Below are 13514 nucleotides of genomic sequence, written 5' to 3' on the forward strand. Positions count from 1 at the left end.
CTATTTTCATTTTGATAATTTCATTATGACATAATAATATCTTTTGTCAACCGCGGGATTCGTGCGTTACGTTCTAGGGCGTGCTATGCGGAATGTCGCCGTAGCCATACATCCCAATGTGCCCGATTCATCACGAACCTCCGATTGAGTCGTAACACTGCGTCCTGCTTGATGCAGTACCGTAGCTGTCACCGTTAATTCCCCTTGTTTCATTGGTGCAAGAAAATGTACGTTCAGATTCGTTGTCACACAGCCGTCTACTTCCATTGCTGCTGTTGCAACCATACCCATCGCCTGATCCATCAGTGAAGTTAATACACCCCCATGAATAATCCCCATGGAGTTCGTATGATGTTCGCCTGCTGTCAATGCGATCTGTACTTCTTTTCCGTCTCCTTTAATATAACGACAGCCGAGAAATCCCCAGAATCGTCCGTCTCCGTCTTCCACCATTTTGTCCAAAATACTCATTATTCATTTCTCCTTTATTCACTGTACGTATCAAGCTCTCTTGATGTCATGTGCCATTATCATTAAAAATCAGCTGCGCCACACAAAATAACCCCACAGCGTGGAGCTTTGCTTGGAATTATATTCCGAGTACTTGGCGATAGCCACTCCACGTTAACGGTTATGTAATGTCAAAAAAGGCGCGGACAGCGTCCGCACCCTTCCGTCATTTAACCGCAACTGGTCGGAGGTGAATCCGTTCCAGCCTCCACGTTTACTTTTTCAGAAACCGTATCCCGGATTACGGAGATCACTAGTTGAAGCAAGTAGTTGATGTCGCTCTGGCTCTGCTGGAATTCCGTAACCAATGGAATACTGTCCAGTTCGCTTTGCAGATCATCAATTTCCTGTTCAATTTTGCTGACCATCTCCACATTTTTGAAGCTTTCAAAAGCAACAATCTCTTTTTGTTTTTTCTTGATCGTTGCAATCAACTGCTGGATGCGCTCATGATCCCGAATTTTGGTTTCAGCCTGTTGAAACTGTCTAACTTCCTCACTCGTTCCGAGCATATCAGCCAATTCTTTGGCTTTTCCCATAATGTCGTCGCGTATGACCAGATTGCGCGTATCGTAGGTTGGCATTCCATAATGGTTGTACTGCACTTCTTCCTGCGCCACTGAAATCGCTCCATTCTATGAGATGATATAAGATGAATACTCACTGTTGCTCTAAGTTCAGCTGACTGCTGAGTGACCGCTGCGGTGTCGGATCGTTCTTTTGATCGCTGTTGTCTCCGAATTTTTTCGATTGAAATGTTCAAGGTTAAAATTTGGAGACAAAGGCGAACGCTTCGCTTCTACAGAATCGATTCCGTCACCTTCGCTACGCTCAACCGTAACCCCGCCAAGTGCAAAAATCATTCATCTTATTGGTGTGTGTATTACTGATTGGCAGCTACCGGCTCAGAGAGCAGGTTGCCCCGAATATAAAAAGTCATCGGATCGGTGATTTCCACTTGTACAAAAGTACCGATCAATTCTTTAGGTCCTTCAAAATGCACCAGCTTGTTGCTGCGCGTACGTCCTGCCAGAACTTCGGAATTCCGCTTACTCTCGCCTTCAACGAGCACTTCAACGATTTTGCCACGTTGCTGTTCATTGCTTCGGTGGCTGTATTCGTTGATCGTTTCGTTCAAGCGCTTTAAACGTTCCTTCTTCACTTCCATCGGTACGTTGTCTTCCATCACCGCAGCCGGTGTACCTTCCCGTGGGGAATAAATAAAGGTATAGGCAAAATCATACCCTACTTCACGGACAAGGGAAAGTGTATCTTCAAACTGTTCTTCCGTTTCCCCCGGAAAACCAACAATAATATCCGTTGTCAACACAACATCCGGGATGGCCTTTTTAATTTTGTCAGCCAGCTTCAGATAGTGTTCCCGGCTATACTTGCGGCTCATACGTTTGAGTACTTCCGAACTGCCAGATTGCACCGGAAGATGAATGTGCTCCACCAGGTTTCCACCCTTGGCCAGCACTTCAATCAAGCGATCATCGAAGTCACGTGGGTGACTGGTTGTAAACCGTACTCTTGGAATATCAATCTGGCGAATGGCATCCATCAAGTCACCAAAGCTGTAGTTCAGGTCGGTTAAGTCCTTGCCGTACGCATTCACATTTTGACCAAGTAGCGTGATCTCCTTAAAGCCTTGTCGTGCCAAATCTCTAACCTCGGCAATGACATCTTCAGGACGACGGCTGCGTTCTTTGCCCCGGGTAAAGGGAACGATGCAATATGTACAGAACTTGTCGCAGCCATACATAATGTTCACCCAGCCGCGCATACCCTCACGTTTCTTCGGCAGGTTCTCGATAATGTCGCCTTCCTTGGACCATACCTCAACAACCATTTCTTTGCTGAACAGCGCTTCCTGGATTAGATGTGGCAGTCGATGCACATTATGTGTACCAAAGATCATATCCACAAATCCATGCTTCTGCATAATTCGGTTGACGACGCCTTCTTCTTGGGACATACAACCGCATACGCCAAGTAACAATCCCGGACGTTCGAGTTTTAGCGTTTTCAGGTGACCAAGCTCACCAAATACTTTATCTTCCGCATTTTCCCGTATGGCACACGTATTGAGCAGAATAATATCAGCTTCTTTGCGATTCTCTGTAGCCTGATATCCCATAGACTCAAGCAGTCCTTTGATGGTTTCCGAGTCATGCTCGTTCATCTGACATCCATACGTATATACAATATAATGTTTGCCTTTCCCTATGTTTTTCAGTTCATCGGGAACGGCATTTTCGTAAAGCACCTGAACGTCTTCCTTACCCCGCTGTTTCTCCTGACGATGATTGGGTTCCGATTTGATGTTAATCTCACGGCCCCGGATTCTTATCTTTTTGCTGAATTCATCTTGCGAAATTACTTTGGCATCCGAGAAATCAAAATATTGGGAGTAATCCTTTTTTGAGTCTTTAGCCATTTCCTTCGGTCACTCCTTACAGCCTCTATTAATAAAAAATCGTACATTCATCCCTGTTCCACATGAATTTCTTGCGTGGAACATTAAAAGAGCATTACAGCAAATTATAGCATGAATTGGGCTGTAGTTCCACATCCAAACCGTATGTACCTTCGTCTAATCCGAAACATGCCATGCGCAGAAGAACACTCAGAAAACACAAAAACCTGAGCCTTGCCATCAGGTCCGTAATTAACCGGCCTCTGTTGGCTGTGCTCAGGTTTATATGTTATTCAGACCGCCCCAATTGGCGGCTGAAGCTATTACATGTAATTAATCGATGATTTCAGCAGTGTCGCCATTACGAGCGCCAGCAGCGTTAGCTTCATCTGTATCAATATGCATGTCCAGTGCAAAAGAATCGGATACACGAGCCAGTACATTTTCCAGTACAAGACCGCGATCTCCGCCAAGGCGAACTTTCAGCATTTGTTTGTCCTCGATACCCCATTTTGCAGCATCAGAAGTATGGAAGTGAATGTGACGAGCAGCAACGATAACACCTTTATCAATTGTAACTTCGCCAGCAGGACCTTTAATTGTGATTCCTGGTGTACCTTCAATGCTTCCAGATTCACGTACAGGTGCTTTAACACCAATCGCAAATGAATCTGTCATAGAGATCTCCAGTTGCGTTTCAGGGCGAACAGGTCCAAGGATACGCACTTTATCAAACTGTCCTTTCGAACCAATTACCGCTACAGTTTCGTTAGCAGCGTATTGGCCAGGCTGGGACAGTGGTTTAAATTCAGTCAGTTCATAACCTTTGCCAAACAAAATTTCAACGTGCTCTTGGGATACATGAATGTGACGGGCAGATACGCCCACAGGTACTGTTTTACTCATTGTAAATTTCACTCCTTGTTTATCTATGGCCTGTACTCAGGCTCTTAACAATCCAATGGTATTATACCCCTTTTTGGAGTGAAATGAAAACGAACTGGTGAAAATTCATGAAATACACTTATTTCACTATCATTCCCCTCCTTTATTTGGAAAACTAGTTTCAATTCAACACATTCAACGCCGCACCAGTTCACTATTTCATGGATTTCCCCTTCATCTTTGGATTGCTCTCTGGCAAGTGTTCCCCCAGATAACTCATTGCATTCCCCCACAACCAACCACGAACCAGATGTTCATCATAGTGTTTGAGCAGGATTTCCGTCAGTCTCGGGTAATGTCCTGAATGTTCAAGTTTCTGAATATACGTTGAAATTCCATCAAAATCAGACCCCATCATCAGATGATGCTGCCCGCCGAGAGAACAGAATTGCTCAATATGAGGCAGCAGATCTTCTATACGTACTTCCCCCTCCTGCTTTACAAACCAGGGTACAAACGTCAGTCCGATCCGCCCTTCCCGGGCAATGATAGCCTGAATCTGATCATCTTTCAGATTACGCACATGGGGACACACGCTATAACTGTTGGAATGGGAGGCGATAAAAGGACGTTTGCTCAAATCAGCCAGTTCCCAGAAACCTTTCTCTGTCAGATGTGACACGTCGAGCAGCATTCCGATTTCATTACACTGGTGCACCAGCTGCTTCCCTTTCTCGGTCAGACCTGCTCCACGTTTCTCCATTACTCCGTCAGCCGCCCAATTGGCATAATTCCACGTTAGTCCAATAATTCGAACGCCCATCTGATAACATAACTCCAGATAGAACAGGTTGCCCTCCAGGCCATCCACACCCTCCAGTGTGATTAATCCCCACGGACCCTCTGTTTGCCCCACCTGAGCCACCTGTTCACGCCATAACAACGTCTGTGTGCCGTCAGGCCGCTCCTGACTTCCCTCTACACGTCTACGATAAATCTCCAACTGTCCCATCACATGTTCAAACTTGCCTCTTCCCAGCACTTCGGGTAAATAGATGGCGAACGCCTGCAACCCTACATTCCCCTCTTTCAAACGTTGCAAGTTCACATCCAGTTGTGGAGCATCTTGGAATGAAAGAGCAGGCTGCATCAAAATTTTGCTCAGTGCATCACAGTGAAAATCAGCTACACGCCAATCAGACATGGACATCTTAAACCCTCCTCCATATGTTATTGCAAAAAAACGCAAAAAAACCTGTCTACATCGTAAACAGGTTCAATGCATACTGCATGTATTATCTGGGCTCCACAATCAGCTTAATGGCCGTTCGGTCCTCGCCGTCAATCACAATGTCTGTAAAAGCTGGAATACAAATCAGGTCAACTCCGCTTGGTGCTACAAATCCCCGGGCTATCGCTACCGCTTTAATGGCTTGGTTCAGTGCTCCTGCTCCAATTGCCTGCAGTTCAGCATTTCCACGTTCACGAAGAACCCCTGCAAGAGCGCCGGCTACAGAATTAGGATTGGACTTTGCTGAAACTTTTAATACATCCATGGTAAGTACCTCCCTGGGAATGTTGAAAGTTTGTTTCCACTTACTAGATGTTATTCGCGGGAGGCAAAAAAATTCCTTCTTTTTAGACGGGTTTCCCTGCAAATTGGGACAATACCCCTATTCCATGCGCCACTCGTCCTCCGTCAGACGAATTTTTTCGATGCGTGTTGCCGCACCTGTGGCTTCATCAATTTCAACAAAAACACCATGGAAGTGCCATTTGCCATCATCTACAACGAAACGTACAGGAAGCTGGGTGTAGAACTTACGCAGCACGGCCTCACGCTCCATACCCAATATACCGTCACGAGGCCCTACCATGCCTGCATCCGTCAAGTAAGCCGTTCCTCCAGGCAAAATCCGATCATCATTACTCTGTACATGCGTATGTGTACCTACAACGAGAGACGCACGTCCATCCAGATGCCATCCCATGGCAATCTTTTCTGACGTCGCTTCAGCATGCATATCGACTAAAATACATTTATGGTCTTGGCGCAGCTCATCTACAATTTCATCAGCTACACGGAATGGACAATCCAGAGCAGGCAGGAACGTTCTTCCTTGAAGATTGACAATCGCTAGCTCTTTCCCTTCGCCTTTGACAACCGTGTACCCTCGTCCTGGTGTGCCTGGTGGAAAGTTCGCTGGACGAATCATGCGGGGCTCATCATCTATAAAATCAAAAATATCCTTATTGTCCCAAGTATGATTACCAAGTGTAATACCATGTACTCCCCAGTTGAAAAACTCATTTGCGATTGCACCGGTAATACCACGACCTGCTGCCGCATTTTCACCATTCACAATCACCACATGTGGCTTATACTTCGATTTCAGATACGGTAAATTTTCCTTTAATGCCTTACGTCCCACGTTACCTACAATGTCACCAATAAACAAAACTTTCATTGATTACTGCCTCCTCAATTCCTGCAAAGTCCTCTTACTTCAAATGTGGAACCTTTGCAGGACTCTATCTCATGCTCCATGATGTGTAGTTGCCTTTTAACAGGCTATCAACAGGAAAAGTGGCCCACTACTGCGGCCACTTTTCCGTAATACTCTATTTTGCGTATTCAACCGCACGGGTTTCCCGGATGACGGTGACTTTGATGTGACCCGGATAGTCGAGTTCATTCTCAATCATCTTCGTGATGTCACGGGCTAAGCGGAAGGCTTCAGCATCATCGATCTTCTCAGGCTGTACCATAACGCGAACTTCGCGTCCGGCCTGAATGGCGTACGATTTCTCGACACCTTCGAAGGATTCTGAGATTTCTTCCAGCTTCTCCAGTCGTTTGATATACGTTTCCAGCGTTTCGCGGCGTGCGCCTGGTCTTGCTGCGGAGAGCGCATCTGCTGCGCCAACCAACATGGCAATGACCGAAGTCGCTTCGCAATCTCCGTGATGGGACGCGATACTGTTGATTACAACCGGATGTTCTTTGTATTTCTTCGCCAGTTCCACGCCAATTTCGACGTGTGATCCTTCCACTTCGTGATCCAGCGCTTTACCGATGTCATGCAATAGACCTGCACGTCTTGCCAGAGTTACGTCTTCTCCGAGTTCGCCAGCCATCAATCCAGCCAGATAAGCGACTTCCATGGAATGTTTCAAGACGTTCTGACCGTAACTTGTACGGAACTTCAACCGGCCCAAAATTTTGATCAGATCCGGATGGAGACCATGCACGCCCACTTCAAAGGTAGCTTGCTCACCGTATTCACGGATGCGCTCATCCACTTCTTTGCGGGATTTCTCAACCATCTCTTCAATCCGTGCCGGGTGAATACGTCCATCAGCCACCAGTTTCTCCAGGGCAGTACGGGCGATCTCACGGCGAATCGGGTCAAAGCCCGACAGAATAACAGCTTCTGGCGTATCATCGATAATGAGGTCAATCCCTGTAAGGGTTTCAAGCGCACGGATGTTACGTCCTTCACGACCGATAATCCGGCCTTTCATTTCTTCATTTGGTAGGGTAACAACAGAAACCGTTGTTTCCGCTACGTGGTCAGCCGCACAACGTTGGATGGCGAGTGTAATAATCTCGCGGGACTTTTTGTCCGCTTCTTCCTTCGCTTGTTGTTCAATGTCCTTGATCATTTGAGCCGTCTCATGACGAACTTCCTGTTCTACGTTGGACAGTATGATACTGCGTGCGTCTTCCATGGTGAGGTTGGATATACGTTCCAACTCGGTCACCTGGTTTTTGTAAATCATTTCGATCTGCTGCTGAGTCTCATCAATTCGTTTCTCTTTGTTAGCCACTTGCTCTTCTTTACGTTCGAGTGATTCCAATTTTTTATCCAGCGACTCTTCTTTTTGCAACAATCGTCTTTCTTGTCGTTGAATTTCATTCCGACGTTCACGAGTGTCTTTTTCAGCTTCAGCACGAATGCGATGGATTTCGTCCTTCGCTTCCAGCACCGTTTCTTTCTTCAGTGCCTCTGCCTCTTTCTTCGCGTTCTCCACGATTTGTACGGCAGCTTGTTCCGCACTAGAGATTTTAGCCTCTGCAAGAGATTTGCGAATAAAATACCCTACTCCGAACCCAATGATTAGCGCGGCCACAACGAGAGCGATCGTGATTGCAGGATTCATACTGTTCACCTCCTCGTTGGTTCCTCCAAGGCATTCCTTGGGTCAATTTGCAGTTTTCAAACCTTACATATGTTTGGGAATAACGAATACTCACGGCGATCCCCCGCCGATTTTCATTTCACATGTACATGTTTCCACGTACTATTCACTGTTTCCAGCGAACCCATAATTAAGAATGGTATAAATCTTAAGAAACCGAAACCGCTTTTTTGGAAGGAAAAAGGGTTGTCCATTTCTTACAGACTCATGTCCATTTTAGTATTTGACGAAAGAAATTGTCAAGAGAATGCAGTATAGAGACTCTAGTCTGCTAATCCCATAACAACGCTTCGTCATCTTCAGGGTCCCCAGCCTCATCTTCTTCAATTAAACAATTCACGACCCGGCGCACCATATCCATTGAAAAACCACGTCTCATTAGGAAGGGAAGCGTTTTATTTTTCTTCTCTTTGACGTCCCCTTTGACCTGATTCCATTTTTTGCGTCCGGCACTCAAGGCAGTCTCAAATTCCGCATCTGTACTGATCCCTTCTAGTGCCTCAACAATGAGATCATTGGCAATGCCCTTTTGACGCAGCTCTTGCCTTATCCACAGTTTTCCCTTCCGCTTGCCCTCCATACGCTGTCTTGTCCATTCCTTCGCAAATAGATCGTCATCCACCAGGTTCTCCCGCTCTAGCCGATCCAGCGCCTCTTCAATCAAAGGTGCAGCAAACTCCTTCTGACGAAGTTTCTGACTTAATTCATGGCGCGTACGTGGCTTATGTTCCAAAAAACGCAGAGACTGTGCATACGTCCGCTGTCGCTCATCAGCTACAATGATTTCCTCCAGATCCTTCTTCATAAACGTATTACCTTGAGTCATCCTGTATTTAATCATCACATCTTCAAGAACCGTAATGGAGTGGATGCCAAAAGTGATTCGATAACGAGCTTGCCTGCTCTTCGTTCGTTCTACACGTGTAATAATCAGTTCTTCGTTGTCCGGAAATTGGGATAGGCCGTCCTGTTCTGCTTCTTCATATAAATCCTCGTCATGTTGATCCATTCTGGTCTCCCCTTTCATAACATTTTCATTCTGACTACGCCAAGCACATCTTCACATAAGACATAGAACACTAATAATACAAAAGACCGGGAACTCTGCCCGGCCTTTACTCCACAGTTAGCGTGCCAACAGCCCCTGTCCATTGGGACAGGGGCTGTTGGACAGCACGAGTACCCCACTACAATCCATTATCCAGATTGATCCAAGCTCAATCAGATAAGTTTACGGAGTCCAGTGGGGAACACCCTCAGGATCCTCCCTACAAGGGAGGTTTTGAGAGATTACTCGTTGATTTCAAACAATTCTTGTTCTTCTGCTGCTTCTTTTTGTTGCTCTTCACTCGTTGGCGCAGGAACTGCAGTAACCAAGTTACTGGCTACACGAATTTTTTGTTCAATGATGTCAGCAATATCTTTATGCTCTTTCATGAACTGCTTGGCGTTCTCACGACCTTGTCCTAAACGCTCGCCTTCGTAGGAGTACCATGCACCACTTTTATTAACGATGTCCAGCTCTGTACCAATGTCAATGATACTGCCTTCTCTCGAAATACCCTCGCCATACATGATATCCACTTCCGCTTGTTTAAACGGAGGTGCCACTTTGTTTTTCACAACTTTAATACGAGTACGGTTACCAATCATGTCATTGCCTGATTTGATACTCTCAATACGACGCACATCCAGACGTACTGTGGAATAAAACTTCAGAGCACGACCACCAGGTGTTGTTTCCGGGTTACCAAACATAACGCCGACTTTCTCACGAAGCTGGTTAATGAAGATTGCGATTGTTTTGGATTTGCTGATTGCACCAGACAGTTTACGCAGCGCCTGAGACATCAAACGCGCTTGCAAACCAACGTGTGAATCACCCATTTCGCCTTCAATCTCTGCTTTTGGAACCAATGCGGCTACAGAGTCAATAACGACGATATCTACTGCACCACTGCGTACAAGAGCTTCTGCAATTTCCAGCCCTTGCTCACCCGTATCTGGCTGAGACAGAAGCAATTCATCAATATTAACCCCAAGTTTGCTTGCGTATTGTGGGTCAAGAGCATGCTCGGCATCGATAAATGCAGCTTGTCCACCCGCTCTTTGTACTTCAGCGATAGCATGCAATGCTACGGTTGTTTTACCAGAGGATTCAGGTCCATATATTTCAACAATACGGCCTTTAGGCAAGCCGCCTGTTCCTAATGCAATATCCAAAGCCAAGGAACCGCTGGGAATAATTTCCACATTCATATGAGTGGACTCACCCAGTTTCATGATGGATCCTTTACCAAATTGCTTCTCTATTTGACGGAGCGCCATATCAAGCGCGGCACGACGGTCTGACAATAAGCTCACACCCTTTACTGTTTATAAGATAATGATACCTTGTTTTAACACGTTTGCCAAGCTTTTTTTCGAACATACATTCGTTTTTTTTGTAAAGGCCGAGGCGCCTCTTCCTCAAGGAAACTTTCCATTAAACAGAAAAAAGAACCGTAAACAAGGCTGTAAAGCCTAATTCTACGGTTCTTCCGTCTTCCTTAATTATACTTGCTTGAAACTGTAAATGCAATCGAAGCTATTAACTAATCAATCCATCGCCACAAGTTTTTGCCATAAGCGATAGAGAATCGCTTTGGCTGAACGAATGCGAACCGTCTCGCGATTACCATTAATACGCAGCTCATGAATTTCCGTCTCTTTTCCACGTTCAGCAAGAGCGATGAAGACAAGTCCGGGTGGTTTGCGTTCCGAATATCCCGGTCCAGCTACACCGGTAACAGCCAGGCCAAAATCAGCATCGCCAATCATGCGGATCTGCTCAGCAAGCACTTTTGCAACCTCAGGGCTTACCGCCCCAGGTGCATCTTCACCTTCCAGATAATCATGAGGCACATTCAGCAGCTTTTCTTTAATTTCATTGGAGTAACAAACAATTCCACCTTTGAGCATTGATGCGCTTCCGGGTACAGAGGTCAGACTTTGCATGACAAGCCCTCCTGTACAGCTCTCAGCAGCGCTGAGCGTCAGCCCCATGTCAGACATCATGGTTACAATCGTGTACTCTATAGGCACATCCTCGTTCGCGTAGAGATGTTCTGTCAAACGCTCCCGAATCTGAACCTCCATCGCATCCAGCTTCAGCTTCGCCTCTCCCTCACTCGCAGCCTTTGTGGAGACACGTACCGTAACTTCGCCTTCGCTCGCGTAAGGAGCAATCGTAGGGTCTGTCTGCGCGTCAATCAGATCCAGAAGTCGATCTTCCAGAGCAGATTCACCAATACCTGCGAATTTCAGCATTCGGGAATAGATCGGCATCTCTTCAGTGAGTACATGCTGGAACAGCCAAGGTTTGACTTCCTGTTCAAACATTGGAATCAACTCTTTAGGTGGTCCAGGCATCACAACATAATATTTGTCATTGTCAGAAATCGCATTTCCTGCCGCAAGGCCTGTTTCGTTGGCCAGAGGTGTTCCGCCATCAATAACGATCGCCTGACGTCGGTTATTCTCTGTCATGTCCACATTACGATCTCCGAAAAAGCTCTCAATTTTGTCCATAGCCATTCGATCTGTATGCAGTTTCCGGTTAAGAACAGCTGCGAGCGCATCCTTGGTCAGATCATCTTGGGTAGGTCCGATGCCACCGGAAAATAAAATAACGTCTGCACGGCCCTGCGCAATGCGAATAGCTTCACTAAGCCGGTTCAGGTTATCCCCAACCACCGTTTGGAAATATACATCGATCCCCATCGCAGCCAATTCACGGGATAGGTATCTGGCATTGGTATTGACGATTTGTCCAAGCAGTAGCTCTGTGCCAACTGCAATGATTTCTGCCTTCATTGAGCATCCTCCTGTACACGTGGTGAGTGATCAAAGGGCAATAGGATAATTTCCTATTGCCCCTGACCCAATGCTTCCTTCATGATTACCCATTTAAGAACAAACCATTATGCTTTTGTAAAATGAAGCAGGTTTTTGTTTTTGATAAAGTAATCGATACCCGACCAGATGGTAATAAGCGCTGCTGCCCATACCGCGATAATATCGACGTGAATACCCGTGTATGAAAACGGGAAATTGTTCAACAGCAACAGCACAATCGCCACAATCTGTACTACAGTCTTCAGCTTGCCCCAAGCACTGGCGGCAACAACTGAACCATCCAGCAATGCAATTTGACGCAAGCCGGTAACTGCAAATTCACGACTAATAATCACAACTGCAATCCAGGAATCCAGCTTGCCCATCTCCACAAGCGAGATCAAAACTGCAGTAACCAGCAGCTTGTCTGCGAGTGGATCGAGCAGTTTCCCCAGATTGGTAACCATGTTATTTTTCCGCGCAAGGTATCCGTCAATTCCATCTGTGCTTGCGGCGATGATAAAAATAACAGCAGCAATCAGTTGATTATACGGAAGCGACAAGCTTCCAAGCTGCAACGGCTCTGGATAAAATGGAAAATCCACGAGCAGGAACACCATCAAAAAAGGGATTAAGCAAATTCGTGCAAGCGTAATCCGGTTGGGTAAATTCACAAGACGCCCTCCCTCATATCCTCCATTACTCCAAACAATCATCATAATCCCGTTATCATCATCCGGAACATGAAATGTACAAGTTTCAATGTCAATCCATATTAACATGATCCCACTATGTAGAAACGCAAAAAATAAAGTCAACCGCTTAAAAGCAAAACGCTTTAAACGTTCCGGTGACTTCCAGAAGATGTACTGCTTTTCACAAAGTCAGCAAACGATGAGGACTGGACTTGATGCTTGACTGCCAGCAATGCACACTTAGTATAATATACGCCCAATACCGTGTCAAAAAACACGTTGGCTACAGAAAGGCCATATTATTTGAAATTTGTATATTGCAAATCCAGAGGCAGGTTAGCACCATTTAACAGCTGCATGACAGCTTGCAAATCATTTTTACTCTTACCAGTTACCCGGAGTTGGTCTCCCTGAATCTGACTCTTCACCTTCATCTTGGAATCCCGAATCAGGATATTGATTTTCTTGGCGATGTCCTGATCAATCCCCTGTTTAAAATTCAGACGCTGGCGGACTGTACCAGAAGACGCTGGCTCTACCTTTGCGTAATCGATGTTTTTCAATGGTAGACCACGCTTCGCCATTTTGGATTGCAGCACGTCAATGACAGCCTTGAGTTTGGTCTCATCATCAGATACGATCGTTAACGCATCCTTATCCAGTTTCAGGCTGCTCTTGCTGCCCTTGAAGTCATAACGAGTGCCAATTTCCTTCTCGGTTTGTGTAACGGCATTTGTCAGTTCTTGCAAGTCCATTTTGGACACGATATCAAATGAATTTTCTGAGCTCAAACCAGTCACCCTTTCAGTTAATCGTATGTTCTGTAACATTATAGAGGATACCTTAAGCAAAAGTCTAATTTCAAGCTGTTTACACAAAGAAAAAAAGCATTTTTGGCTTCCACTTGAAGTGGCTGCCAAAAATGC

Annotated in this window: 14 protein-coding genes; all 14 read right to left on the minus strand. The window is 45.8% G+C overall.

Going from position 1 to position 13514, the window contains the following annotated elements; genetic code table 11:
• Positions 1 to 66: 66 nt before the first annotated feature.
• Entirely contained in the window at positions 67 to 471 is a 405-nt protein-coding gene (locus ACE04G_RS21015; protein WP_047842517.1) for a PaaI family thioesterase, read from the minus strand.
• Between the two features lie 209 nt (positions 472 to 680).
• Positions 681 to 1094 carry a YlbF/YmcA family competence regulator gene (locus ACE04G_RS21020; RefSeq protein WP_272907590.1) on the minus strand — a complete coding sequence of 138 codons (414 nt, stop codon included), beginning with the start codon at positions 1092 to 1094 and terminating at the stop codon, positions 681 to 683.
• A 93-nt stretch (positions 1095 to 1187) separates the two neighbouring features.
• Entirely contained in the window at positions 1188 to 1373 is a 186-nt protein-coding gene (locus ACE04G_RS21025; RefSeq protein ID WP_221824127.1) for a hypothetical protein, read from the minus strand.
• Positions 1374 to 1393: 20 nt separating this feature from the next.
• Positions 1394 to 2950: a tRNA (N6-isopentenyl adenosine(37)-C2)-methylthiotransferase MiaB gene (miaB, locus tag ACE04G_RS21030; RefSeq protein ID WP_449004587.1), complete on the minus strand. Its 1557-nt coding sequence runs from the start codon at positions 2948 to 2950 to the stop codon at positions 1394 to 1396.
• 312 nt (positions 2951 to 3262) lie between these two features.
• On the minus strand, positions 3263 to 3835 hold the full coding sequence (pduL, locus tag ACE04G_RS21035) for a phosphate propanoyltransferase (RefSeq protein WP_017689107.1): 573 nt from the start codon (positions 3833 to 3835) through the stop codon (positions 3263 to 3265).
• A 193-nt stretch (positions 3836 to 4028) separates the two neighbouring features.
• Entirely contained in the window at positions 4029 to 5024 is a 996-nt protein-coding gene (locus ACE04G_RS21040; protein ID WP_449004588.1) for a dipeptidase, read from the minus strand.
• An 85-nt stretch (positions 5025 to 5109) separates the two neighbouring features.
• Positions 5110 to 5370 (minus strand): stage V sporulation protein S, encoded by a 261-nt coding sequence (locus ACE04G_RS21045; protein WP_007430104.1) that lies wholly within the window; start codon positions 5368 to 5370, stop codon positions 5110 to 5112.
• A gap of 117 nt (positions 5371 to 5487) precedes the next feature.
• Positions 5488 to 6282: a TIGR00282 family metallophosphoesterase gene (locus ACE04G_RS21050; RefSeq protein WP_036609256.1), complete on the minus strand. Its 795-nt coding sequence runs from the start codon at positions 6280 to 6282 to the stop codon at positions 5488 to 5490.
• Between the two features lie 154 nt (positions 6283 to 6436).
• Positions 6437 to 7978 carry a ribonuclease Y gene (gene rny / locus ACE04G_RS21055; RefSeq protein WP_036609258.1) on the minus strand — a complete coding sequence of 514 codons (1542 nt, stop codon included), beginning with the start codon at positions 7976 to 7978 and terminating at the stop codon, positions 6437 to 6439.
• Positions 7979 to 8288: 310 nt separating this feature from the next.
• Positions 8289 to 9026 (minus strand): regulatory protein RecX, encoded by a 738-nt coding sequence (locus ACE04G_RS21060; protein ID WP_076208863.1) that lies wholly within the window; start codon positions 9024 to 9026, stop codon positions 8289 to 8291.
• A 281-nt stretch (positions 9027 to 9307) separates the two neighbouring features.
• Positions 9308 to 10372, minus strand: coding sequence for a recombinase RecA (recA, locus tag ACE04G_RS21065; RefSeq protein WP_036609261.1), 1065 nt, complete (start codon positions 10370 to 10372; stop codon positions 9308 to 9310).
• A gap of 243 nt (positions 10373 to 10615) precedes the next feature.
• A complete protein-coding gene (locus tag ACE04G_RS21070) occupies positions 10616 to 11872 on the minus strand; it encodes a competence/damage-inducible protein A (protein WP_405132047.1) in 1257 nt (418 codons plus the stop codon).
• Positions 11873 to 11979: 107 nt separating this feature from the next.
• The gene (gene pgsA, locus ACE04G_RS21075; RefSeq protein WP_221824136.1) at positions 11980 to 12567 is read right to left on the minus strand and encodes a CDP-diacylglycerol--glycerol-3-phosphate 3-phosphatidyltransferase; all 588 of its coding nucleotides are present in this window, start codon (positions 12565 to 12567) and stop codon (positions 11980 to 11982) included.
• Between the two features lie 320 nt (positions 12568 to 12887).
• Positions 12888 to 13379 carry a YajQ family cyclic di-GMP-binding protein gene (locus ACE04G_RS21080; protein WP_017689115.1) on the minus strand — a complete coding sequence of 164 codons (492 nt, stop codon included), beginning with the start codon at positions 13377 to 13379 and terminating at the stop codon, positions 12888 to 12890.
• Positions 13380 to 13514: the final 135 nt, after the last annotated feature.

Source organism: Paenibacillus sp. AGC31 (assembly GCF_057334655.1).